The 24233-nt window shown below is 71.1% G+C and carries 24 protein-coding genes and 1 tRNA gene; 15 read left to right on the top strand and 10 right to left on the bottom strand.

Translation table 11 applies throughout. The features are described from left to right. Window positions 1–4: 4 nt before the first annotated feature. Complete coding sequence (locus D7I47_RS07080; RefSeq protein WP_120762386.1) at window positions 5–781, bottom strand: CoA transferase subunit A; 777 nt, start codon at window positions 779–781, stop codon at window positions 5–7. A 131-nt stretch (window positions 782–912) separates the two neighbouring features. On the opposite strand from D7I47_RS07080, the gene D7I47_RS07075 reads away from it, so the two are divergent. Continuing rightward, entirely contained in the window at window positions 913–1707 is a 795-nt protein-coding gene (locus D7I47_RS07075) for an IclR family transcriptional regulator (RefSeq protein ID WP_120762385.1), read from the top strand. A gap of 147 nt (window positions 1708–1854) precedes the next feature. Here the strand turns inward: D7I47_RS07075 and D7I47_RS07065 are convergent, their stop codons facing one another. Then, a complete protein-coding gene (locus tag D7I47_RS07065) occupies window positions 1855–2118 on the bottom strand; it encodes a ribbon-helix-helix protein, CopG family (protein ID WP_120762384.1) in 264 nt (87 codons plus the stop codon). A 63-nt stretch (window positions 2119–2181) separates the two neighbouring features. Here D7I47_RS07065 and D7I47_RS07060 point away from each other — a divergent pair, with 63 nt between their 5' ends. From D7I47_RS07060 to D7I47_RS07040, 5 genes are all read left to right on the top strand, one after another. Beyond that, window positions 2182–2967: a sulfite exporter TauE/SafE family protein gene (locus D7I47_RS07060; RefSeq protein ID WP_120762383.1), complete on the top strand. Its 786-nt coding sequence runs from the start codon at window positions 2182–2184 to the stop codon at window positions 2965–2967. Window positions 2968–3213: 246 nt separating this feature from the next. Further along, entirely contained in the window at window positions 3214–3630 is a 417-nt protein-coding gene (locus D7I47_RS07055) for a hypothetical protein (protein WP_120762382.1), read from the top strand. Next, window positions 3627–4856: an Nramp family divalent metal transporter gene (locus D7I47_RS07050; RefSeq protein WP_120762381.1), complete on the top strand. Its 1230-nt coding sequence runs from the start codon at window positions 3627–3629 to the stop codon at window positions 4854–4856. The genes D7I47_RS07055 and D7I47_RS07050 overlap by 4 nt, the downstream gene beginning before the upstream one ends. Further along, window positions 4853–5242 (top strand): hypothetical protein, encoded by a 390-nt coding sequence (locus tag D7I47_RS07045; RefSeq protein ID WP_120762380.1) that lies wholly within the window; start codon window positions 4853–4855, stop codon window positions 5240–5242. Before D7I47_RS07050 ends, D7I47_RS07045 begins: the two co-directional genes overlap by 4 nt. Continuing rightward, complete coding sequence (locus D7I47_RS07040) at window positions 5229–5570, top strand: PRC-barrel domain containing protein (RefSeq protein ID WP_120762379.1); 342 nt, start codon at window positions 5229–5231, stop codon at window positions 5568–5570. Before D7I47_RS07045 ends, D7I47_RS07040 begins: the two co-directional genes overlap by 14 nt. A gap of 18 nt (window positions 5571–5588) precedes the next feature. On the opposite strand, the gene D7I47_RS07035 is transcribed toward D7I47_RS07040, so the two are convergent. The 5 genes from D7I47_RS07035 to D7I47_RS07015 form a co-directional block, all read right to left on the bottom strand. Further along, a complete protein-coding gene (locus tag D7I47_RS07035) occupies window positions 5589–6845 on the bottom strand; it encodes an ATP-binding protein (protein ID WP_120762378.1) in 1257 nt (418 codons plus the stop codon). 84 nt (window positions 6846–6929) lie between these two features. Further along, on the bottom strand, window positions 6930–7688 hold the full coding sequence (locus D7I47_RS07030; protein ID WP_120763856.1) for a carbohydrate ABC transporter permease: 759 nt from the start codon (window positions 7686–7688) through the stop codon (window positions 6930–6932). A gap of 56 nt (window positions 7689–7744) precedes the next feature. Continuing rightward, entirely contained in the window at window positions 7745–8764 is a 1020-nt protein-coding gene (locus tag D7I47_RS07025) for a carbohydrate ABC transporter permease (RefSeq protein ID WP_227000927.1), read from the bottom strand. 43 nt (window positions 8765–8807) lie between these two features. Further along, a complete protein-coding gene (locus D7I47_RS07020; protein ID WP_120762377.1) occupies window positions 8808–10043 on the bottom strand; it encodes a sugar ABC transporter substrate-binding protein in 1236 nt (411 codons plus the stop codon). 108 nt (window positions 10044–10151) lie between these two features. Beyond that, window positions 10152–11156, bottom strand: coding sequence for a LacI family DNA-binding transcriptional regulator (locus D7I47_RS07015; protein WP_120762376.1), 1005 nt, complete (start codon window positions 11154–11156; stop codon window positions 10152–10154). A gap of 214 nt (window positions 11157–11370) precedes the next feature. Between D7I47_RS07015 and D7I47_RS07010 the strand changes: the two genes are divergently transcribed. The 5 genes from D7I47_RS07010 to nhaA all read left to right on the top strand — a co-directional run bounded on the left by D7I47_RS07010 (window position 11371) and on the right by nhaA (window position 18705). Beyond that, window positions 11371–13257: a glycoside hydrolase family 127 protein gene (locus D7I47_RS07010; protein ID WP_120762375.1), complete on the top strand. Its 1887-nt coding sequence runs from the start codon at window positions 11371–11373 to the stop codon at window positions 13255–13257. Window positions 13258–13328: 71 nt separating this feature from the next. Beyond that, entirely contained in the window at window positions 13329–15503 is a 2175-nt protein-coding gene (locus D7I47_RS07005) for an RICIN domain-containing protein (RefSeq protein WP_120762374.1), read from the top strand. A gap of 87 nt (window positions 15504–15590) precedes the next feature. After that, window positions 15591–15917, top strand: coding sequence for a hypothetical protein (locus D7I47_RS14755; protein ID WP_157981659.1), 327 nt, complete (start codon window positions 15591–15593; stop codon window positions 15915–15917). Between the two features lie 90 nt (window positions 15918–16007). Further along, window positions 16008–16823, top strand: a complete 816-nt coding sequence (locus D7I47_RS06995; protein ID WP_120762373.1) for an SDR family oxidoreductase — start codon at window positions 16008–16010, stop codon at window positions 16821–16823. 1 nt (window position 16824) lies between these two features. Further along, complete coding sequence (nhaA, locus tag D7I47_RS06990; protein WP_120762372.1) at window positions 16825–18705, top strand: Na+/H+ antiporter NhaA; 1881 nt, start codon at window positions 16825–16827, stop codon at window positions 18703–18705. On the opposite strand, the gene D7I47_RS06985 is transcribed toward nhaA, so the two are convergent. Together D7I47_RS06985 and D7I47_RS06980 are read right to left on the bottom strand one after the other, a co-directional pair. Further along, complete coding sequence (locus tag D7I47_RS06985) at window positions 18686–20386, bottom strand: ABC1 kinase family protein (RefSeq protein ID WP_120762371.1); 1701 nt, start codon at window positions 20384–20386, stop codon at window positions 18686–18688. The two genes, nhaA and D7I47_RS06985, sit on opposite strands and share 20 nt — an antisense overlap. A gap of 4 nt (window positions 20387–20390) precedes the next feature. Beyond that, window positions 20391–20909, bottom strand: a complete 519-nt coding sequence (locus D7I47_RS06980; RefSeq protein WP_120762370.1) for a PadR family transcriptional regulator — start codon at window positions 20907–20909, stop codon at window positions 20391–20393. Window positions 20910–21012: 103 nt separating this feature from the next. Here D7I47_RS06980 and D7I47_RS06975 point away from each other — a divergent pair, with 103 nt between their 5' ends. Continuing rightward, on the top strand, window positions 21013–21474 hold the full coding sequence (locus D7I47_RS06975) for a phage tail protein (protein ID WP_120762369.1): 462 nt from the start codon (window positions 21013–21015) through the stop codon (window positions 21472–21474). Window positions 21475–21569: 95 nt separating this feature from the next. Continuing rightward, on the top strand, window positions 21570–21956 hold the full coding sequence (locus tag D7I47_RS06970; protein WP_120762368.1) for a DUF2510 domain-containing protein: 387 nt from the start codon (window positions 21570–21572) through the stop codon (window positions 21954–21956). A 166-nt stretch (window positions 21957–22122) separates the two neighbouring features. On the opposite strand, the gene D7I47_RS06965 is transcribed toward D7I47_RS06970, so the two are convergent. Further along, window positions 22123–22195: transfer RNA gene (locus D7I47_RS06965), tRNA-Arg, on the bottom strand. 179 nt (window positions 22196–22374) lie between these two features. On the opposite strand from D7I47_RS06965, the gene D7I47_RS06960 reads away from it, so the two are divergent. Beyond that, window positions 22375–23415, top strand: coding sequence for a zinc-binding metallopeptidase family protein (locus tag D7I47_RS06960; protein ID WP_227000925.1), 1041 nt, complete (start codon window positions 22375–22377; stop codon window positions 23413–23415). 98 nt (window positions 23416–23513) lie between these two features. Then, window positions 23514–24146, top strand: coding sequence for a winged helix-turn-helix domain-containing protein (locus D7I47_RS06955; protein ID WP_120762367.1), 633 nt, complete (start codon window positions 23514–23516; stop codon window positions 24144–24146). Window positions 24147–24233 lie beyond the last annotated feature (87 nt).

Genomic DNA, 24233 nt, shown 5'->3' with positions numbered 1-24233 from the left:
CCGTCTACTTCCCCTCCGCCGCGGCGACGGTGCGTCGCTCGATGCGCTTCTCGATGTCGGTGCCCACCTCGACGACGCGATGCACGAAGACGCCGGGCAGGTGGATGCTGTCGGGGTCGAGTTCGCCCGGTTCGACGAGCCGCTCGACCTGGGCGATGCAGACACGCCCCGCCATCGCGGCGAGCGGGTTGAAGTTGCGCGCGGCCTTGTGGAACACGAGGTTGCCGTAGCGGTCGCCGGCGGCGGCGTGCACGAGCGAGAAGTCGGTCGTGATGGCCTCCTCGAGCACGTACTCGCGGGAGCTGCCGCCGACCGTGAAGACGCGCACGTCCTTGACGGGCGACGCGACCGCGACCCCGCCCGCGCCGTCGTAGCGGCGGGGCAGACCACCGCCTGCCACCTGCGTGCCGACGCCGGTCTGCGTGAAGAAGGCCGCGATCCCGGAGCCGCCCGCGCGCAGCTTCTCGGCGAGGGTGCCCTGCGGCGTGAGCTCCAGCTCGAGCTCGCCCGAGAGGAACTGCCGCTCGAACTCCTTGTTCTCGCCGACGTACGAGGAGGTCATCTTGCGGATGCGCTGCGCCTGCAGCAGGATGCCGAGTCCCCAGTCGTCGACGCCGCAGTTGTTGGAGACGATCGACAGCTCGCGGGTGCCCTGCGCGAGCAGCGCCTCGATGAGGGCGATCGGATTGCCGGAGAGCCCGAAGCCGCCGACGGCGAGGGAGGCGCCGTCGGGGATGTCGGAGACGGCCTCCGCCGCGCTCGCGATCCGCTTGTCGATCATCGTCGATCCTCCGTCGTCGGGTCCGGGTGCGGGGCCATCCTGCGCCGGGCGCGCGGCGCGGCGAAGCGGGGCCTTGCGATGTGGAACCCGGCGGGCGTAGCGTCCACATCGTGGACGTTTCGGATGCGGCGGTGTCCACATCGGCGAGCGCCGGGGGCACGCAGGCGGTCGCCCGCGCCGCCCGGCTGCTCAAGCTCGTCGCGCGCACCGGCGACGGCATCCGCGTCTCCGAGCTCGCGGACCGCGCCGGGCTGACCCGCCCGACGACGCACCGCCTGCTCGCCGCGCTGCGCCGCGAGGGGTTCGTCGACCGCGACGGCGAGACCGGCCTCTGGGTTCCCGGGCCCGAGCTCTACCTCATGGGCACGGCGGCCGCCGCCCGCTACGACGTCGCCGACCTGGCCCGCGACATCGTGCGCTCGCTCGCCGCCGTCACCGAGGAGAGCGCCTTCTTCTCGGTGCGCCAGGGGGATGAGACGGTGTGCCTCGTGCGCGAGGACGGCAGCTTCCCCATCCGGTCGTTCGTGCTCTCGGAGGGGGTGCGCTTCCCGCTCGGAGTCGCCTCGGCGGGGCTCGCGATCCTCGCCTTCCTGCCCCCGCCGGAGGTCGACGCGTACTTCGCACGGCATCCGGAGCTCGCCGAACGCTGGGGCGCGCCCCACGGCGAGAAACGCCTGCGCGCCCGGCTCGCCGAGACGCAGGAGCACGGCTACGCCCTCAACCCCGGCCTCATCGTCGAGGGCAGCTACGGCCTCGGCGCAGCCGTGTTCACGCGCGCGGGGCACCCGCAGTGGGCGCTCAGCCTCACCGGCGTGCAGTTCCGCTTCACCCCGGAGCGTGTCGAGAAGCTCGGCCGCATCCTGCTCTCGCACGCCCACCAGCTCACGGCGCGCATCGCCGCCACCGGCCGCGGCACCTGGCGCTGAGGCGTCGCTACGGAAGCAAATCGATCATCTGACGAAGCTGACGCGCGGGGTTCTCGTCATCCAGCTCTTCGACCCAGAGAGCCCAGGTGGCCGCATGAACAGAGTCCTCGGCCGCGATGCCGTGCCTCAGCGCGGATGCGTGGACCTTCACGCCGCGGATGCCGCAAGAGCATCGCGGATGACTTCCGAGCGGGTCTTCCCCTCCCGTGCGGCGCGGGCATCGATCGCGGCGAGCTCCTCCGCGGTCAGGCGAAGCGCGACGACCTGCGAAGGCTCCGCGCCCCGACCGGGGCGACCTCGCCCTCGGCTCTTGAGCGCCTCGACGTCATACCCCGCCTCGGCCTCGGCGGCCCATGCTGCGATCTGCTCCTCGGTGACCGGCTTGCCGTCGATCGTCTCGCCCGCGCTCATGGGGATATCGTATGACGAAATTAGCGGTGTGGCGAGGGTCATCGCCTGCGCGAGGATGGGAGGGTGACGAGCTCCCCCGCGCCCGGCCGCCCCGGCGTGGTGCCGCTGCTCGCGATCGGCGCCCTCACGGGGTTCGTGTCGGGGCTGTTCGGGGTGGGCGGCGGCATCGTCATCGTGCCCGCCCTCGTCGCCGCGTTCCACATGGACCAGCGCCGTGCCGCCGCGACCTCGCTCGTCGCCCTGCTGCCGATCTCGGTCGTGGGCACGGTGGTCTACGCGCTGAGCGGTCAGGTGCACTGGCTCGCGGCCGCCCTGCTCGCCGCCGGCAGCGTCGTCGGCTCGCCGATCGGCGTGCGGCTGCTGCACCGCATCCCGCACCGCGTGCTGCCGTGGATCTTCGTCGGCTTCATCGCGGTCGTCATCGTGACGCTGCTCGTCTCGCCGCCCTCACGCGACTCCGCGCTCGCGATCACCTGGGCCTCGGGCGCGGCCCTCGTCGGCATCGGACTCGTGGCCGGCATCCTCTCCGGGCTCGTCGGCGTGGGCGGCGGGGTCGTCGCGGTGCCGGGGCTCGAGGTGCTCGTCGGAGCGGGCGACCTGCTCGCACGCGGCACCTCGCTCGCGATGATGATCCCGACGACGGTCGTCGGCATCCTGACCCATCGCCGGCACCTCGACCCCGACCTGCGCTCGGGCCTCACCCTCGGCGCCGCCGCGGTCGTCGTGACGCCGTTCGGCTCGTGGCTCGCGCACCTGCTCGACCCGCGCCTCGGCTCGATCCTCTTCGTCGCCTTCCTCGTGGCGGTGTGCGTCGTCGTGGTGCTGCGGGGTCGGCACCCGCGTCCCTAGCGCCGCGATTCCGCAACTCAGGAGATGTCCGCGATCCGGGGCGCTTCATCCCGCATCCGTCCCACTTCTCCTGAGTTGCGAAACCGGCGGGGTTCGCAACTCAGGAGGGATGCCGGGATCCGGGCCCGAGGCAGCCCTTTTCGCCGAGGTTTCCTGAGTTGCGAAACCCGCTAGACCGGATGCGGGGCCGCGTCAAGGGGGCGGGCGGAAGTAGGTGACGGGCGGCGGGCGGAGGAAGGTGGAGCGGTGCCCCTCCGCCGCCTCGTCGTCACCGCAGCCGCGCTCGCGCTCGCGGCGGGGCTCGCGGGGTGCGCGTCCGTCGACGACGCGCTCGCCGACGCGGCGGATGCCGGGGTCGCCGCGGCCGGGTCGTCGGTGCTCGCCCTCGAGTTGCACGCCGACGGCGCGGCGCCCGCGCCGCTGACCGACACCGTGCTGGCCGACGCGATCGCCGAGTTGACCGACGCCTCCCGCGGCGTGCTCGAGCTCACCCCCGGCGACCCGGACGCCGAAGCGAACCGCGACGCGGTGGAGGCCGCCCTGCGCGACGCCCTCGACGCCGTGGTCGGCGCCCGCGCCGCGCTCGGCCGCGGTGAGGCCACCGGCGGCTGGGCGGACCGGCTCGCCGCGGCCCGCGCCGCCCTCGTGGAGGCGGCGCCGTGAAGAAGCTGTTCGCCGCCGCCCTCGGCGTGCTCACCGCGATCGGCGGGTTCGTCGACATCGGCGACCTCGTGACCAACTCGGTCGTCGGCTCGCGGTTCGGCATGTCGCTCGCCTGGGTCGTCGTGGTGGGCGTCGTCGGCATCTGCCTGTTCGCCAACATGTCGGGTCGCGTCGCCGCGGTGAGCGGCCGTGCGACGTTCGAGATCATCCGCGAGCGCCTCGGGCCGCGCGCGGGGCTCGCGAACCTCGGCGCGAGCTTCTTCATCAACCTCATGACGATGGCCGCCGAGATCGGCGGCATCGCGCTCGCCATCCAGCTCGTCACGGGCATCGGCCCGCTGTTGTGGATGCCGCTCGCCGCGTTCGCGGTGTGGATCGTCATCTGGCGCGCCAAGTTCTCGCAGCTCGAGAACGCGGCGGGGCTGCTCGGCCTCAGCCTCATCGTCTTCGTCGTCGCGGTCGTGATGCTCGGACCCGACTGGGGCGCCCTCGCGCACCAGGCCCTGCAGCCGAGCATCCCCGCATCCGAGAGCCCGGCCACCTACTGGTACTACGCCGTCGCCCTGTTCGGGGCGGCGATGACCCCCTACGAGGTGTTCTTCTTCTCCTCGGGCGCGATCGAGGAGGGCTGGACTCGCAAAGACCTCGGCCAGGCGCGCGTCAACGTGCTCGTCGGATTCCCGCTCGGCGGGCTGCTCTCGCTCGCGATCGCGGCATCCGCGACGATCGTGCTGCTGCCGCAGGCGATCGCCGTGACCTCGCTCTCGCAGGTGGTGCTGCCGGTCGTGGAGGCGGGCGGCACCATCGCCTTCGCGTTCCTGCTGGTGGGGATGCTGGCCGCCTTCTTCGGGGCCGCGCTCGAGACGACGCTGTCGAGCGGCTACACGATCGCGCAGTACTTCGGATGGTCGTGGGGCAAGTTCCGCCGGCCCGCCCAGGCCGCGCGGTTCCACCTCGTGATGATCGTCGGGTTGCTCCTGGCACTCGCGATCCTGCTGACGGGTGTCGATCCGGTGGCGGTCACCGAGTACTCGGTGGTGTTCTCGGCCGTCGCGCTGCCGCTCACCTACGTGCCGATCCTGATCATCTCGAACGACCCCGACTACATGGGGGATGCCGTGAACGGCCGGGCGGTCAACGCGATGGCGCTCGTCTACCTCGGGATCATCCTGGTGGCGGCGCTCGCCGCCATCCCGCTCATGATCGTGACGGGGGCGGGCGCATGACGAAGCACGACTCGGTGCGCGCGGGCCGCGTGATCGACGCGCAACTGCACCTGCTCGACCGGCAGGTGCTCGACCGCGAGGGCGTGCCGGTGACGGCGGTCGACGACCTCGAGCTGAGCGACATCCCGTTCGACGCCGACCTCGCGGGGGTCGAGCCGCCCGTGATCGACGGCCTGCTGAGCGGCGCGGTGCTCGGCACCCGCATCTTCGGCGGCCGACCGCCCGCGAGCCGGTGGCACCGGATCCCGTGGGGTTCGATCGCCGAGCTCGGCATCGCGATCCGCCTCGACGCGCATGCTGACGACCTCGAGCTCACCTGGCCGGAGCGCTGGGTGCGCGACCACATCATCGGCCGCATCCCGGGGGGTCGCCATGATCCTGAGTGACGTGCTCGGGCACGAGGTGCGGGAGGCGGACGGCACGCGCGTCGGCCGGATCATCGACGCGCGCTTCCGCCTCGAGGGCGGCGGCACCCCCTCGCAGGCGCGACTCGTGGGCTTCATCGTGAGCCCCCGCTCGGCCGCCTCGTTCCTCGGCTACGAGCGCACCGTCGCCTCGCGGCCGGTGATCGTGGACCGCATCCTGCGGTTCATGCACCGCGGCTCGTTCCTCGTGCGCTGGGAGGATGTGGCCCGCATCGAGTCGGCGGGGCGCGTGCTGCTCCGTGAGGGCTACGAGCGGTTGCCGTCGGAGCTCGCCCCCGACGAGAGGTGAGAGCCGGGTCCCCGTCGCCTACGGCCCGAGCACCGAGATGGGGACGACGAGCACGCCATCGGGGCGCCGAAGTGTGTAGCGACCCGCGGTCACCACGACGAGGGCCGCGGGCGCACCATGGCGATCCACGTCGACTCGTTCGGCGAACGACATGAGCGCGTCGGCGGCCACGTCGGCGGCAGCCTCGCCCAGCTTGAACTCGAAGGCGGCCCAGCGTCCGTCCGGCAACTCGAGGACGGCGTCCACCTCCCTGCCTGTCCGGGTGTCACGCCACGACGACAACGTTCCCCCCAACGACTGCGCGTACACACGCAGATCCCGGAGGACGAGTGACTCGAAATGGAATCCCGCGGCGTTCAGGTCGGCCAGCAGCTCCCGAGTTCCCACCCTCAACGCCGCGAGACCCAGTGCAGGGTCGACGAAGTGATGCACCGCACTTGTGCGCAGCTGCGCGCGCGACCGCATGTGAGGTCGCCACGCGGGCAGCGGCTCCAGGAGCATCAGCCTCTCCAGCGAATCGAGGTAGTTCGTCAACGTTTCCGCTGCGACGGGCCCCCTCTCACCCCCGATGTCGGCCGCGAGAGCCGTCCGTTTGAGCGGCGTTCCGACCGCCCGGCCGAGCGCGGCGAGCAGTCGGGAGATGCGCGCAGGGTCGCGCCGAGGCCCCATCGCCGGCACGTCGACCTCGACCACGTTTGCCAGATAGCCCTCGAGCCACCTGCGAGCGTCTGGCTCGTCGAGGGCGAGCGTGTCGGGCCACCCACCGATCACGATCCGCGTCAAGATCTCGGGGACGGTCAGGGCGCTCGGGCGGGCGGACGCAGGCGCGTCGCCGTCGAGCAGCGCGGCGAGGCTCACCGCCCCCGTCGAGTGCCCGGATTCGAGGAGACTCATCGGACGCATCGTCAGGCGCCCGATGCGTCCGGCGCCGGAATGCAACCGCGCGTCATCTCTGGGTCGCGCAGAGCCGGTCAGCAGATACAGCCCCCGCCCGTCGTGATCGTCGACCGCGCGTCGCACGAGGTTCCACAGTTGCGGCACCTCCTGCCACTCGTCGAAGAGAATGGGCGTCGGATTCTCGAAGAGTTGGTCCGGATAGGTTTCGAGGGCGGCACGGGTCGCGACATCGGTGTCGATACGGAGCACCGTCTGGGCATATTCGGAAGCCGTTCTCGTCTTGCCGACTGCCTTCGCGCCGTCGATGGCCACCGCGCCCACGACCCGCATGAGCTGCTCCAGCTCATGTTCGAGGATTCGCGCGCGGTATCCGGCCACCGTCGAAGTCTAGCTTCTATCTGGTTTCAGATCGATGTTTCATCCGCGATGAGATCGTGGATCTATCCGCGAGGGCAACCGACCTCACTTGACGGCGCCCGCCGTCACGCCGGCCGCGACGTAGCGCTGGGCGACCACGAGCAGCACCGCCGCGGGGATCGAGGCGACGACGGCGGTGGCCATGATGGCATTCCAGTCCTGGGTGTTGTTGCCGATGTAGCGGTAGATGCCGATCGTGATGGGCTGCAGCTCGCCGCCGCGGTTGACCGTCGAGGCGAAGAGGAAGTCGGACCACGCCCACAGGAAGGTGAAGAGCGAGACCGTGACGACCGAGTTGCGGCTGATCGGCAGCACGACCGAGCGGAAGGTGCGCCAGGCGCCCGCCCCGTCGATCTTCGCCGCCGAGATGAGCTCGTCCGGGATGCCGGACATGAACGCGGTGAAGATGAGCACGCCGAACGGCACCGCGAGCGTCGAGTCGGCGAGGATGAGGCCGGGGATCGAGTCGAGCAGCCCCCAGTTGAAGAAGATGAGGTAGAACCCCATCGCCATGATGATGCCGGGGATCATCTGCGCGATGAGCATCACGAAGTCGATCGCCCGGCCGCCGCGTGGCCGCAGCTTCGCGAGCGCGTAGGCGGCGGGTGCCGAGAGCGCGAGGGTCAGCACGACGGTGCCGAGCCCCACCACGAGGCTCGAGAACAGGTACGGCAGCTGGTCCTGGAGCACCTTCGCGTAGCCGTCGAAGGTCGGGGTGATCGGGATGATGTCGGGCGGGTCCTTGCGCAGCCGCTCGGGCTGGGTCAGCGAGACGTTCACCATCCAGTACAGCGGGAACAGCATGATCGCGGTCAGCACGACCCCGATGGCGCTCGTCAGGATGCGCGTGGTGCGGGCGTTCACGACGCGTCCTCCGTGCTGCGCTGGGTGCGGATGTAGATGATGCCGAAGACGAAGGCGATGAGGATCAGCAGGTTGCCGACCGCGGCGGCCGGGCTGAGGTCCGGGGATCCGCCGCCGAAGCCGAGCCGGTACGACCAGATCGCGAAGGTGGTCGACGAGTCGCCGGGGCCGCCCCGGGTCATGATCCAGATGATGTCGAAGACCTTGAGCGTGTAGACGAGGCCGAGCAGCAGGGTGATGGCCGAGACGGGCCGCAGCATCGGGAAGGTGATGCGCCAGAAGGTCTGCCAGCCGTTGGCGCCGTCGAGCGAGGAGGCCTCGTAGATCTCGGAGGGGATGTTCTGCAGCCCCGAGTACATGATGACGAGGTTGAACGGGATGCCGATCCAGATGTTGGCGAGCAGCACGCCCGTCATGGACCACTGCGGCGAGGTGAGCCAGTTCACCTGCGGGATGCCGAGCACGGCGAGCGCGGAGTTGACGATCCCCGAGTCGGAGTTGAGCATCCACGCCCACACCGAGGCCGAGACGAGCAGCGGCAGCAGCCACGGCACGAGGAACAGCGCGCGCAGGGTGGTGGCGAGCGGGAACCGCCGGTAGAAGAACACCGCGAGCGCGAGGCCGATCGCGAACTGCACGATGATCGAGCCGAAGGTGAACACGACGGTGTTCCACAGCGCCGGGCCGAAGGTGGGGCTGCCGAGGATCTCGATGTAGTTGGCGATGCCGACCCACGGCGCCTCGCCCGTGATGAACGAGGCGAGCGTGTAGTCGCGGAAGCTCAGGTCGAGGTTGCGCAGCAGCGGGTAGGCGTAGAAGACGACCATGTAGATCGCGACGGGGGCGATGAACGCCCACGCGACGAGCTGCTCGCGCAGCCGCTGCCGCCGCTGCCGGGCGCTGCGCTCGTCGGGCGCCCGGCGCGGGAGGGCGGCGCGGGTCTCCCCCGCCGCCCTCCCGTCGTGGCACAGCTCCCCGCCCGCACCGGTGCGTGGTGCGGTGTGCATCGTGGTCATCAGGTGTCTCCGGTGATCTGGTGCGGGCGGGGTGGTGCGGTGCTCAGCCGAGCTTCGCCGCGGCGGCCTTCTGCGCGGCGGCGAGGGCGTCGGCCGGGCTCGAGCCTCCCGAGAGCGCGTTCTGGATGGCGGTGTAGACCTGCTCCGAGATGATGCCGTACGAGACGCCGAGGTTGTCGGCGGTGCGCGGCTTGGCGTCGCCGACGGCCGTCACCCAGAACTGCAGGCTCGGGTCGGCGGCGAGCTGCGCCTGCTGCCCCGCGGCGGTCGGCGCGATGTAGCCGAGGGAGTCGGCACCGTTGTTCCCCTCGGTCAGGCACTTCACGATCTTGACGGAGGTCGCGTACCGCGAGGTGTCCTTCTGGATCGGGATGGTGATGAACTCGCCGCCGGTCGGTGCCGGGGCGGCCTTGCCGTCCTCGCCGGGGATCTGGATGACGCCGTAGCCGGCCTCGTCCGCCTGCGACTTGAACCACGAGCCGTTCTCGGCGAAGCCGAACTCGCCCGTCTTGAACTCGTCCCAGCTGGTGCCCTGCGTGTTCTGCAGCACCGACTGCGGCGCGAGGCCGTCGCTGACCCATCCGGTCCACAGCGACAGGGCCGACTCCGCTTCGGAGGAGTCGAGCGCCGTGAGGTCGGCGCCGGCACCCCAGAACCACGGGAGGAACTGGAAGGTGCCCTCCTCGGTGCCGACGGCCGAGAAGGTGATGCCCTTGTGGCCGGATGCCACGACCTTCTCGAGCGCCGCGGTGAGCGAGGCGCCGTCGACGACGGAGGCGATGTCGACGCCCGCCGCCTCGAGCACGTCGGGGTTGTAGTAGAGGCCGAGGGTGTTGGCGCCGACGGGCACGCCGTAGGTCTTCCCGTCGATCTCACCGGCGGTGAGGATGTTCTCCTGGATGTCGGAGACGTCGAGGCCGTTGTCGTCGGTCGTGGTGAGCAGCCCCGCGTCGGCGAGCGTCGACACCTTGGGGTTGTCGACCATCGCGATGTCGGGCAGCTTGCCGGCGGCTGCGGTCGTGAGGTCCTTGACCGTGTCGCCCGTGTTGCCGGCGTTGCGCTTGATCGTGATGCCGATGTCGGCGGCGCAGGCGTCGATCGCCTTCGCCCAGTCCGAGCTGGCGTCGCGGTCGGGGTACGGATCCCACAGGGTGTACTCGGTCGAGCCGGACGACGTGTCGTCGCCGGACGGGGTGGAGCATCCGGTGAGTGCGGCGGCGACGAAGACGCCGCTCAGCACGGTGGCGCCGACGAGGCGGGCCTTCCGATTCTTGTCCACGGTATTCCTCTCTGAATGGTGCGGGTTCGGGATGTGTTCTGTTGGGTGATTCCTGTCGAACCGGTTCGACGCTGTGCCGACGGAAAATGCCGCCCGCGCCAGCGCGGGTCAGCGGGTGCTGCCTCGATCCGTCAGTTCAGGTGCAATGAACCGGACGACGGGGGCTGCAGCGCCCTCGCCGTCCCGCATCCGCTGCACGAGCGCCTGAACCGCAGCGCGGCCCAGCTTGTCCGGCGACGTCTCGATGGCCGTGTAGGGCAGCGAGAACAGTCGACCGAAGTCTTCGGAGAAGATGCCGACGACCGAGAGGTCGCGCGGCACCTCGACGCCGCGCGCGTTGAGCACGGGCGGCAGCGCGGCGATCATCGCGTCGTTGTGCACGATGACCGCGGTGGCGGTGGGGCGTTCGTCGAGGATGCGGTTCCACGCCTCGGTGATCGCGGGCTGCTGCGACTCGCCGTAGTAGGAGTGCATCCGCAGTCCGTAGCGCGCGCCCCGCTCGAGCGCCGCGTTGCGGAAGCGCCACACGTAGGCGCCGCCGCGGGTGATGACGTGCTCGTTGGGCGAGATCAGCACGATCTCGCGGTGCCCGAGCTCGTGCAGGTGGTCGACGAGCATGCGGGCGGCCTCGCCGAAGTCGAGGTCGAAGACGTCGAGGCCCTCGGTGTCGTGCGGCATGCCGACGAGGGCGCCGGGCTGCCGTGCGCCGCGCAGCAGCGGCACGCGCGCGTCGTGCTCGGCGACGTTGAGCAGCACGACGCCGTCGACCATGTCGGAGTCGGTGATGCGCTTGAGCGCGCGCGGCCCGTCGTCCTCGGTGACCATGAGGATGTCGTAGCCGGCCTCGCGGGCGGCGTCCGAGATCGGCAGGACGTACTGCAGCATGGCGGGCGAGAACTCGTCCCGGAAGAACTGGACGAGCAGGCCGATGACCTTGGTCTGGCTCGTGGCGAGCGCGCGGGCTCCGGCGTTCGGGGTGAACCCGAGCTCGCGGATCGCCTCCTCGATGCGCTCACGGGTCTCGCCGGAGATCGCGCGCTTGCCCGACAGCGCGTACGAGACGGTGCTGCGGGACACTCCCGCGGCCTTCGCCACGTCGCCGATGGTCGCCACGCGCCGTTCTCCTTCGAACCGATTCGATCAATCTGGGGCCATTCGAGTCCAGATTCTGCCGGATTTCGTGGTCGAACGCGAGAGCCGCGTCGAATCCGACGAAAACCGGGCTTGAATCCGGTCGATGTGGGGGCTACGGTAATCGAACCGGTTCGACGATGCAAGCGGCAAAATCGAACCGGGATCCTCCTCCGCGTTCGACGACAGGACCCACGTGAGCATCACCGCATCCGCCCCGCCCGCCCCGAGCGGGCCGGTCTCCCCGCGCCACGGGGCGCTGCGCCCGCTCGGCCTCGCCGAGGTGCGCATCACGGGAGGGCTGTGGGGCGGGCTGCAGGAGCTCAACGCGCGCGCCATCATCGACCACTGCCTCGGCTGGATGGAGCGGATCGGCTGGATCGCGAACTTCGACCGGATCGCGGGCACCGCCGACGGCGAGCACGCGGGCATCGAGTTCGTCGACTCGGAGGTCTACAAGCTGCTCGAGGCGATGGCCTGGGAGCTCGGCCGCCGCGACGACCCCGCGCTCGCGGAACGCTACGACGCGCTCGTCGCGCGGGTCGCCGCTGCCCAGGATGCCGACGGCTACATCAACACGAGCTTCGGGCATCCCGGTCAGCGTGCCCGCTACTCCGACCTCGAGTGGGGGCACGAGCTGTACTGCGCGGGGCACCTGCTGCAGGCGGCGGTCGCCCGGCTGCGCACGGGCCACGACGACGAGCTGCCCGCGATCGCCCGCCGGGTGGCCGACCACCTCTGGGAGGCGTTCGGCCCGGACGGCCGCGACGCGATCTGCGGCCACGCCGAGATCGAGGTGGCGCTCGCCGAGTTCTCCCGGGCCACGGGCGAGCCCCGCCACCTCGAACTCGCCCGTCTGTTCGTCGAGCGCCGCGGGCACCGCACCCTCGCGACCACGCTCTTCCAGGGCAGCGACTACTTCCAGGACGACGTGCCGGTGCGCGACGCCGAGGTGCTGCGCGGCCACGCGGTGCGCGCCCTCTACCTCTCGGCCGGCGCACTCGACGTGGCCGACGAGACGGGCGACGACGAGCTCGCGTCCGCCGTCGAGGCGCAGTACCGACGCTCCATCGAGCGCCGCAGCTACCTCACCGGCGGCGTCGGATCGCACCACCAGAACGAGGAGTTCGGCGAAGACTACGAGCTGCCCGCCGACCGCGCCTACGCCGAGACCTGCGCCGCGATCGGCTCCGTCATGGTGGCCTGGCGGCTGCTGCTGCGAACCGGCGACGCCGGTTACGCCGACCAGCTCGAGCGCACCCTCCTCAACGCCGTGCTCGTGTCGCCGCGGCACGACGGTCGCGCGTTCTACTACGCCAACACCCTGCACCAGCGGGTGCGCACGCATCCGAACGCCGACGACGAGCTCAGCGAGCGCGCCGAGGCGAGCATGCGCGCGCCCTGGTTCGAGGTGTCGTGCTGCCCCACCAACGTGGCGCGCACCCTCGCCTCGCTCGCCGGCTACGTGGCGACCACCGACGGTGCGGCGCTGCAGCTGCATCAGTTCGTGACGGGCGAGGTGCGCGTGCAGCTCGACGCGGGGGCGCTCGCGGTGCGCGTCGAGACGGCCTACCCGCACGACGGCCGGGTGCGTGTGACGGTGCTCGAGGCCCCGGATGCCGAGGTCGGCATCGCGCTGCGGGTGCCCGGCTGGGCCGACGGCGCGACGTTCACGGCGGCCGGTGCGACCGCACCCGCCTCCCCCGGCTACGCGACCGCCCGCCGGGTCTTCGCACCGGGCGAGCAGCTCGAGCTCGTGCTGCCGCTCGAGCCGCGCCTCACCGCGCCCGACCCCCGCGTCGACGCCGTGCGCGGCCAGCTCGCGGTGGAGCGCGGCCCGCTCGTGCTCGCCCTCGAAGACGTCGACCTGCCGGACGGCGTCGACGTCGAACACGTCGAGCTCGACGAGGCCGCGCCCGTCATCGCGACGGCCGACGGCGCCGAGGTCGCGCTGCGCGTGCGCACCGACGCCGACCTGCCGCTCGCGCCGGCGGACGGCATCCGCGCTCGGCTGCGCCCCTACAAGGACTGGGCCAACCGCGGCCCCTCGACGATGCGCGTCTGGATCCCGACCGTGCGCTGACCAGACGTCCCGGCCCCCGCCGGGACTGCGCGGCATCCGTCGCGCACCACATCGGAAGCAAAGGAGCTTTCATGCGAAGCACCACCACCGCGGACGCGCCGACGTCCCGGCGCCGGGCGGCAGCACTGCTGCTCGGCACGCTCCTCGCGGTGACGGGGGTCGGTCTGACCGCATCCCCCGCCGCCGCCGCGACGACGACACTCGTCGTCAGCGCCGACCAGACGCTGAGGCCGGTGAGCTACGTGGCCACCGGAAGCCTCTACGGTCTGGCCGACGCGAACACCCCGTCCGACGCGCTCGTGCAGGCGATCAAGCCGAACACCTTCGTGCAGATGCCGCCCGGCGGTCACCAGCAGGGCACGGGCGACATCCTCGTGGTCGCCTCGAAGGCCCAGCGGGCGGGCGCCAAGCTCGTGCTGCGGATGTCGGACTACTACGCCGGCTGGCCGTACCAGTTCTCGTGGGACACCTGGCTCGCGACCGTGCGCGACATGGTCACGCAGATCAAGAACTCGCCGTACTACTCCTCGGTCGTCGCCTACGCGCCGTGGAACGAGTCGGACAACACGTGGCTGGCCTCCAACGGCACCTTCGAGGACTTCTGGACGCGCACCGTGCAGGAGATCAAGAAGATCGACGCGACCAAGCCCATCCAGGGTCCGAGCTTCTCGGACAACATCTCGACGATGCGCACCTTCCTGCAGAACGCCAAGAACACGGGCACCCTGCCCGACATCCTGGCGTGGCACGAGCTCATCCGCTCGGGCAAGCTCATCACCGACCTGCAGACCGTGAACGGCATCCTCTCGGACCTCGGCATCAGCCAGCGCCCGATCGACATCGAGGAGTACGCGGCACCGGCCGAGGTCGGGCTGCCGGGGCCGCTCGTCGGCTACATCGCGAAGTTCGAGCGCTACGGCATCACGCGCGCCGAGCTCGCGTTCTGGAACCAGTCGGGCACCCTCGGCGACCTGCTCACGAGCCGCGGCGGCAGCCCCAACGCGGCCTACTGGCTGTACACCTGGTACGCCCAGATGAGCGGCAACATGGTCGTCACGACGCCGCCGAACGCGTCGACGGGCATCGACGGGGCGGCATCCGTGAGCGCCGACAAGAAGACGGTGAGTGTCATCGTCGGCGGCGGCTCGGGCGACACGGCCGTGCAGATCAACGGGCTCGGCTCGCTGAGCCTCGGCAGCACGGTGACCGTCAAGGTGGAGCGCACCCAGTCGCTCGGCCGCACCGTGGCGTCGTCAGGCGCCACGACCCTCTCGACCGCCACCTACACGCCCGTCAACGGCAGCATCACGGTGCCGATCACCGCGACCACGAACGACGCCTACCGCGTCACCGTGACCCCGGGATCCGGCGGCGGGTCGACGGGCGTCGCCGGCACCTACCGCATCACCAACGTGCACAGCGGCCTGCCGCTCGACACCGCGGGGTCGGGCACCTCGGCCGGCACGCTCGTGCAGCAGGCGACCGCGAACGGCTCCAGCACCTCGCAGGTGTGGAACGTGACGGATGCGGGGAACGGCCAGTACAAGATCGTCAACTCGAAGAGCGGCCTGGTGCTCGGCATCCAGAACGCCTCGACGAGCCAGGGGGCGTCCGCGCTCATCTGGGGCGACAACGGCACGACCGACCACCTGTGGACGTTCGTGTCGGACGGGGCGGGGCACTACAAGATCCGCAACGCCAACAGCGGTCTCGTGCTCGGGGTGACCAACATGAGCACGAGCTCGGGCGCCCAGGTGCTCCAGTGGCCCGACAACGGCACCGAGGATCACCTGTGGACGCTCGGTTCCGCGACAGCGTCGCTCGCCGGCGACTACCGCATCACGAACCAGAACAGCGGCCTGCGGCTCGCCACCCAGAACGCGGGCACGACCGCCGGCACCCTCGCCGTGCAGTCGACCGCGAGCACCTCGACCACGCAGGTGTGGACGCTGCAGGATGCGGGCAACGGCCAGTTCCGGATCGTGAACAAGGCGAGCGGTCTCGTGCTCGGCATCCAGAACGCCTCGACGAGTCAGGGGGCGTCGGCGCTCGTGTGGAACAACACGGGCACCGCCGACCACTTCTGGACGTTCGTGTCGGACGGGGCGGGGCACTACAAGATCCGCAACGCCAACAGCGGTCTCGTGCTCGGGGTGACCAACATGAGCACGAGCTCGGGCGCCCAGGTGCTCCAGTGGGGTGACACCGGCACGGCCGATCACCTCTGGAACCTGACGGGGGCCTGAGCCACCGCCCGAGAACCGGAGGCCGGTCGCCCGCGCGGCGGCCGGCCTCCGTCACGCGCCCGCGGGCGGATCGCCTACGCTCGCGACATGCCGTTCGTCGCCGACACCGCGCCCGGGTTCCCCGTGGCGCTCGTCGTGGTGGTCGAGCTCGTCGGCGTGATCGTCGCGGCGGGGCTCGTGGTGCGCCGGATGCGGCGCGCGCCGCAGGGCCCCGCGGAGGCGGATGCCGCATCCGCGTCCGAGGTGCTGTGGGGTCTGCACGTGCCCGGCACCCCCGTGCAGCGGATGGGCAGGACGCTCGCGATCGGCTTCGCCATGTTCGACCCCGACGAGGCCTCGAACGTGGTGCGCTCGACCGACGGCGGTGCCAACTGGTACGTCGTGCCCCGCGACAAGTGGGGCGACGCGGAGTAGCGCCGAATCCTGGCCGAATCGGCAGGATCGGGCAAGAGCATCGCAGGATCGCCCTCACACTCGCGCCACCTCTGCGGCTTGGCTGGACGCATGGACGCCCAGTCGACGACCCACCCGGCCACCTCCCTCCACACGGCGAGTCTCGAAAGGGTGCGCTCCCTCGGCGCGCCCGGCGTGCTCGCGGGAAGGGTCGCCGTGATCTTGGGCGCGACCGGATGGATCGGACGCGCGCTCAGTCGGCACCTCCTGGACGCGGGCAGCTCGGTCGTCATCATCGCCCGCGATCTCGCGCGACTCGAACAGCTCGAGAGCGAACTCGATGCCGGCGGACGAGTACTCGCCGTCGCGGCCGATGTGACCTCTCAACTGGAGGTGGACGACGCCCGTGCCGCCGCACTCGAGGCCTTCGGGCGCGTCGACCTCGTCGTCGTGCTCTCCGGGGCGATCATGGGGTCCGCGTTCGAGGACGGCGTACCGGCCGACTGGGCGGAGATGATCGACGTCAACCTGCGCGGCCTCCTCCACACGACCCAGACCTTCACGCAGCCGCTGCTCGACGCCGCGAGCTCCGGCACGGCGGCGGACCTGGTGCTGCTCGGCGCCATCAGCGAGGAGTCGCACTCACCCCGTTTCGCCGTGTTCAACGCGGTGTCGGCGGCGATCGCACAGCTCGGTCGAACGCTGCGCGACGAGTACGGGCCGCGCGGGATGCGCGTGCATGTCGTCGCGCCCGGCTTCCACCCGAGCGCGGGTGTCGACGAGAGTCCGGTGCGCGATCCCCGGCAGGGACGTGCCCATGCGCCGGTCACCCCGAAGTCGATCGCTGCCGTGATCGCCCTCGCTGCGGCCTTGCCCCCCGAGGCGAACCTCGCCGAGGTCGTGCTCCTCCCGACGGGGAGCAGATGACATGACGGAGCTGATCACCCGCATCCGACGCAGCCCGGTCGCGCTCCGCGGCGCCGTGGTGCTCATCGCGGCGACCCTCGTCGCGCTCACGTGGGCGAATCTGCCGGGCGAGGGCTACGCATCCTTCTGGCACCTGCCGCTCGGATTCGAGGTGGGCGGCTACACGTTCCGCCTCGACCTGCGGCACTGGATCAACGACGCCGTGATGGCGCTGTTCTTCGCGCACGTGACCCTCGAGGTGCGTCGCGAGCTCGAGCTCGGCGAACTGCGCGACTGGCGCCGCGCCAGCGTGCCGGTGGTCGCCGCCGTCGCAGGTCTCGTCATTCCGGCGCTCGTCTTCTTGGCGGTGACGTGGGGCACCGAGGCGGTCCACGGTTGGGGAGTGGTGGTGTCGACCGACACCGCGTTCGTGCTCGGGATGCTCGCCCTGGTCGGGCGCGGGATGCCGCCCCAGCTGCGCGTGTTCCTCGTGACGCTCGCGGTCGCCGACGACGTGGGTGCCCTTGCCGTCATCGCGTTCGCCTACACGGATCACTTCGATCCGTTCCCGCTGCTGCTCGCCGCCGCCGGGCTCGCCGCCATCGGGGTCATGCGTCTGTGCGGAGTCTGGCGCGGCACGCTCTATCTGATCCCGTCGATCGTGGTCTGGGTCGGGTTCCTGCTCTCCGGCGTGCACGCGACGCTCGCGGGGGTGGCGATCGCGCTCCTGCTGCCGATCTTCTCCGCCCGCTCGGCCGACGTCCGTCACGCTCAGGACCATGTCCGGGCGTTCCAGCTCGCCCCTTCGGCGGGTTCGGCGCGCACCGCCGAGGAATCACTCGCACGCACGATCTCGGTCAACGAACGCGCCCATCGTGCCCTCACCCCGTACGTGACCTGGCTGATCCTGCCGCTCTTCGCGCTCGCCAACGCGGGTGTGCGCATCACCCCCGAAACACTCGCCGAGGCCGCCGGGTCGCGGCTCACCTGGGGAATCGTCCTCGGCCTGGTCGTGGGGAAGATCGTCGCCATCTCCCTCGCCAGCTGGATCATGCTCCGCGCTCGACCGGATGCTCTCGGCGACGCCGTGCGGATGCCGCATGTCTTCGCGGTGAGCGTGCTCGCGGGCATGGGCTTCACGATCTCCCTGTTCGTGACCGAGCTGGCGTTCGCCGATCCGGGTCAGGTCAGCAGCGCGCAGATCGGCGTGCTCGCCGCCACGCTTCTCGCCGCGGTGCTCGGCGCGGTGGTGTTCGGCATCCTCGGTCGTCGTGAGCGCAGCCACGCTCCCGATCGGGCGCGGCTGAGCCCCGCCTTCGACGCGCACCGCGACCGCGTCATCGGAGATGCGGATGCGGCGCTCGTGACCGTCGTCGAATACGGCGGCTACGCGTCACCCTTCGCCGCGGCCTCGCACGAGATGCGTTCGGAGATGTCGCGGAGGTTCGGCACGGACGTCGCATACGCGTTCCGCCATCTTCCCTCGAGTGAACCGCTCGAGCGCCACGCCGCACTGGCCAACGAGGCCGGCGCGGAACAGGGCAGGTTCTGGGAGATGCGCGATGCCCTGCTGAGCGAGGCGCCCCTTCGGGATCCGCGACAGCTCCGCCGCGCCGCCGCGGCCGCCGGCCTCAACCTGCGACGATTCGAGCGGGACCTCGCGGCGGAGGTCGGACGTTCGCGGGTCGACGAGGACACGTCGGACGCACGCGCCATGCACCTGCTCGAGGCGCCGGCCTTCTTCATCGACGGGATGCGCTACACCGGAGCGCTCGACGCGGACTCCGTCAATGCGGCCGTGCGTGAGGCGCGCGACCGGGTTCGGGACGCGACGATCCCCGCACGATCCGGGGGTGCCCGAGTGGGCGGCCGACGCGCCGGGCTCAGAGGCGGCGGAAGGTGAGCAGCACGTGGCCGAGGGGCACGACGGCGGCGACCATGAGGAACCAGCCGAGCACCTCATCCGCCCGCACAAGCAGCACGCCGGTGAAGAGCATCGCCGCGAAGACGATCGCCGAGATGAGGCGGGCGAGCATCCGCTCGAGCGAGGCGAGGCGGCGCTCGACGCCGGGTGCCCGCACCGCCAGCTGCCCGCGGTCGATGCGCGTGGCGAGCTCGTCGAGGCGGCGCGGCAGGCGGCCGAGCGTGGTCGCGTAGCCGAGGGCGCGCTGGCCGAGCTCGCGCACGTCGAAGCCGGAGCGGCTCAGCACCGCGCGGGCGAACGGGTCGACCGCATCCCACATGTTGAAGTCGCGGTTGAGTGCGCTCGTGACGCCCGAGATGAGGGAGATGGTGCGGATGAGCAGCAGAAAGTTCTCGGGCAGCTGGAACGGCAGCGAGCGGATCGTGTCGCCGAACTGCCTCGCGAACGCCTCCAGCTCGCGCGGGTCGAGGTCGTGCAGCTCGGCGACGCCCATGCCGCCGAAGCGGTCGAACGACGCCGACATGACGCGCTCCAGCTCGTCGGTGTCGGCGCCCGGCAGCAGCACGCCGAGGCGCTCGAGCGAGGTGACGAGGGCGCGTCCGTCGCGGGCGACCACCGCGAGGATGAACTCGCGCAGGCCCGCGCGCAGCGCATCCGAGATCTCGCCCATCATGCCGAAGTCGACGAAGGTGAGGTGCCAGTCGCCGCCCGTGCCGGACTCGCCCGGCGTGACGAAGATGTTGCCCGGATGCGGGTCGGCGTGGAAGAAGCCGGCCACGAAGATCTGCTGGAAGGTGGCCCGCGCGAGCTCCTGCGCGACCGCGGCCGGGTCGATGCCGGCCGCGGCGAGCGCCGTGACGTCCGTGATCTTGATGGCGGTGACGTCGGAGAGGGTGAGCACGCGCAGCGAGGTGCGGTCCCACACGACGACGGGCGCGGCGACGCGGGGGTCGTCGGCGAAGTCGGCGGCGAAGCGCTCGGCGTTGCCCGCCTCGTGCAGGTAGTCGATCTCGGCGAGGCTCGTGGCGGCGAACTCCTCCACGAGCGCGGGCGCGTCCACCCGCGACGACACGAGCCGCACGCGCGCGAGCCACCGCCCCACCCGCCGCAGCGCCGCGAGGTCGACGCCCACGACCTCCTCGATGCCGGGGCGCTGCACCTTCACCACGACATCCGTGAAGCCGACGTCGGCGGCGATGCCGGGCGACAGCTGCGCGCGGTGCGCCTGCCCGAGGGATGCCGCCGCGATCGGCACCGGGTCGAACGCCACGAACGCCACGTCGAGCGGGATGCCGAGCTCCGCCTCCGTCTGGGCGCGGATGCGATCGAACGGCTCGGCGGCGACCTCGTCCTGCAGGCCCTCGAGCTCTTTCGTGATCTCGGGCGGCAGCACGTCGAGGCGCGAGGAGAGGAACTGCCCGACCTTGATCATGAGCCCGCCGAGGTCGACGGCGAGGCCGTGGAACCGTCGCGCCAGCCGCTGCAGCCGCCGCGCGCGGCCGCGCTCCGCGAGCCCGGCGAGGCCGACGCGCGGCAGCACGAGCTCGAACCACCAGGCCTGCACGAAGGCGCGCGTCGCGAAGCGCATGATGCGGCGGTAGCGGGCGCGGAGGTGGCGACCCTCCGCGCCCGCGGGCGGACCGCCGCCCGGCTGCGGCATCCGGTCAGTCCTCGGCGAGGATCGCGTAGAGCTTCTTGCGCGCCTCGTCGACGATCGCGACGGCGCGCTCGTTCTGCTCGGGCGTGCCGTTCTGCGCCACCTGTGCGGCCGCCTGCGCGAGCTTCACCCCCGCCTTCGGCAGCGCCAGGTTCCGTTCGGCGCGGGCGCGGGCCGACTCGCCCACCTCGGGGGCGTCGGCGGCCTCCGCAGCCTCGCGGCCGGCATCCGTGAGCGAGTAGACCTTGCGCTCGCCGGTCTGCTTCGCGGTGACGAGCTTCTCGTCGGCGAGCAGCTGCAGGGTGGGGTAGACGGTGCCGGCGCCGGGCGACCAGGCGCCGCCGGTGCGCGCCTCGATGGCGCGGATGATCTCGTAGCCGTTGAGCGGCCCCGCGAGCAGTTCGACGAGGATCGCCGTGCGGATGTCGCCCGCACCCGCGCGCCGCCCGATGCCCGCGGCGAGGGTCTCGCGGAGGCCGTCGACCGCCTCCCAGAGGTCGAACCCGTTCGGAACTGAAGCGCGCATGTTCGGAATCCTCTCGACGATGGGGTCACCATACCCCCGGCGGCCGGGAGGGCGATCAGGAATCGAGAAGCGCCCGCGGCGGCCGCTCACTACCGTGGGCACCATGTCGTACGTCGTCGATTTCGTGAACGTCTCCACGGTGGGCCTCGAGAGCTCGCCGGTGGCGGATGCGCTCGCCGGTCTCCGGGCCAACGAGGCCCGCTACATCACCAACAAGTACGCGCACACCTTCACCGTCTCCCCCGCGAGCGAACAGGCCGACGCGATCGCCTGGGTGAACCGCGTGCTCGCCGAGCGCGAGCTCGAGATCGCGTCCCCGCCGCTCGAGGCGACCGCGTTCGAGGCCGGCGGCATCCGCTTCGCGTACGTGTTCTACGAGAGCGGGCTCGCGATCAACGTCATGTACACGATCGAGGACGGCGGCAAGCGCGCCGTCGGCTTCAAGCTCTCGGAGGGCATGGAGGTTCCCGCGGAGCTCGCCGCGCGCTTCAAGTTCGCGCGCCAGAACTCGAAGCTCGCGGGCACCATCCGCGGCTCGTTCTTCGTCATCAAGGGCGAGTACTGAAGGGCTTTCGCCACTCGGCGCCGTGACGATGGACGGCGCCCCTGGTCTCTGGATAGAGTCGCGCGACGACGTGCCGCGAACCGAAGGAGGCTCTCATGGCGAAGGCTCAGGCTGGGTGGTACGACGACGGTCAGGGGCGGCAGCGCTGGTGGGATGGCGCCGCCTGGACCGATCAGTATCAGGACCCCGCCACCGGCGGTGGGATCGGCGGCTTCGTCGAACGAGCACAAGCGGACGCCGTTTCGGGCGCCCAGCCACGCCCGGCACCAACGGGCATGAGCTACGTCGTCCTCCAGGTGGTGCTCAAGGAGAAGTTCTTCGGAACGGGATCGGGCAACCTCACCGAGCTCGAGCGGGCGATCAATGCTCAGGCGGCGCTCGGCTACCGCCTCCACACCATCACGACGGCGTCGTCGGGCAGCACCGGCTTCGGCGGAGGCGACCGTATCCAGGCGACCATGGTGTTCGAGAAGCTCGTCTGAGCTTCGGTGCGGAGGCATCGCCGACCGTCCGTGCGCGGTCTCGAGACGCGTCCGGCTGCGCCGGGCGCTCCTCGACCACCTATGGTTACGACGGCTCCCACCCCGGGTGGTCGAGACACTCGCCACCAACGACGAAAGCCCGGCCGATGGCCGGGCTTTCACACTGTGCGCCCGGAGGGACTCGAACCCCCAACCTTCTGATCCGTAGTCAGATGCTCTATCCATTGAGCTACGGGCGCATGTCGACGCGAGGTCAACCTGACGACTATATCAGGGCGACGCGCGTGCTCGGGACACGCACCCGAGACCGAAGCGGGCGCAGGATGTCAGTCGCCGTCGACCGCGCTCAGCGGGGCGCCCCCGCGCGGGAGGGGATTGACAGCGCGTCGGGCGCATGCATCCGGCCTAGACTCCGAGCGTGGCCGTGCCCCGATGCCCCCGCTGCGGGCAGTTCGTGTTCCTCGACGAGCTCGGCTGCCGGCACTGCGACGCCCCCCTCGGCTACCACCCGCCGAGCCTCAGCTACCAGCTCGCTGACTCGGCCGGCATCGAGATCGACGGCGAGCGCTGGTTCCCGTGCGGCAACCGCGCGTGGGGCTGCAACTGGCTCGTCGACGAGAGCGCCGGCACCGGGCGCTGCTTCTCGTGCAGCACGAGCCGCCGGCTGCCGCCGCAGAGCGACACCGTCGCGTGGGAGAAGCTCGCGGATGCCGGGGTCGCCAAACGCCGCCTCATGGTGCAGCTGTTCGAGCTCGGGCTGCCCATCACGCCGTACTACGAGCAGGAGGGCGGGCTCGGCTTCGACCTGCTCTCCAGCCTCTCCGAGAACGCACCCGTCATGATCGGGCACGCGAACGGCATCATCACGATCGACCTCGCCGAGACCCTCGACGCCCGCCGCGAGGCGCTGCGGGTCTCGCTCGGCGAGCCGTACCGCACCATGCTCGGGCACTTCCGGCACGAGATCGGCCACTACTACCAGCGCGTGCTGCTCACCACGGATGCTCTGTGGGATGAGTGCCGGGCCCTGTTCGGCGACGAGCGCGCCAGCTACCGCGAGGCGCTCGACCGCCACTACAGCGTCGGTGCCCCGGAGGGCTGGCGCACCTCCTTCATCTCCGAGTACGCGACGATGCACCCGTGGGAGGACTTCGCCGAGTGCTTCGCCCACTACCTGCACATCCGCAACACCCTCGCCACCGCGGCCGCCGCCGGCATGGTGCTCGACGCGTCCCGGGTGTCGGGCATCGTCGACCACGACATCGTGCCCGACGCCGACTACACGCAGGAGACCACCGAGCAGATGCTGCACGACTGGGAGTGGGTGTCGCTGTTCTTCAACCGGGTGAACCGGGCGATGGGCCAGCGCGACCTCTACCCCTTCGAGCTCTCGCAGCCGGTGCACGCGAAACTCGACTTCATCCACCGGCTCGTCACCCCGTACAGCCCCACGCGCTGAGCGGGCGCGACGTCACACAGTGTCGTGTTTCGTCGCACACCGTCGCACTGTGACACGACGTTGGCGCCGGTCGCGGCGGGTCGGGGAGACTCGAGCGCATGACGGTCGAGTACGTCGCGATCCCCTGGGAGGCGGGCAGCCGCCCGCGCCCCGGCGCGCCGATCGCCGCACCCGCCGGCCTCGAGTTCCGCGGCTTCGGCATCTACGTCGGGCTCGACGGGGCGACAGCGGATGCCGCGGGCGTCGACGTCGCGACGCTCGTCTCCGACGTGCAGCGCGCGCTCACCGACATCCCCGGGGCGGCGACCTTCGCCTCCGTCGTGCTCGCCCCCGAGGGTGAGGATGCGGCGCCGCTCGACGTCGTGCGCACCGCCCTCGGCGAGCCGACGGTGAGCCGCGCCCCGGCGCCGGCGCCGACCCCGCAGCACGGCGTGGTGGTGGACCTGGCCCGGCACCGGGTGAGCGTCGACGGCTCCGCCGTGCACCTCACCTACCGCGAGCAGGCGCTGCTCAACCACCTGGTCCGCCACCAGGGCGTCGTGCACGACCGACGCTCACTGCTCGTCGCGCTCACCGACACCGACAACCCCGACGACATCGGGGAGCGCACCATCGACGTGTACCTGCAGCGGCTGCGTCGGCGGATCGCGCCGTACGCGGAGGTGATCCGCACCGTGCGGGGGCGGGGGTACCGGCTCGACCCGCATCCGGATGTGACGGTGATCAGCTGAGGCCTCTGCTGCACGTGTGCATGGGTTTCGATACGCCGCTTCGCGGCTACTCAACCAACGGGAGGGGGCCGCTTCGCGGCTACTCAA

This window comes from Protaetiibacter intestinalis, from assembly GCF_003627075.1.
In the GTDB taxonomy this organism is placed as follows: domain Bacteria; phylum Actinomycetota; class Actinomycetes; order Actinomycetales; family Microbacteriaceae; genus Homoserinibacter; species Homoserinibacter intestinalis.
This window is presented reverse-complemented; position numbering and strand designations above follow the sequence as displayed.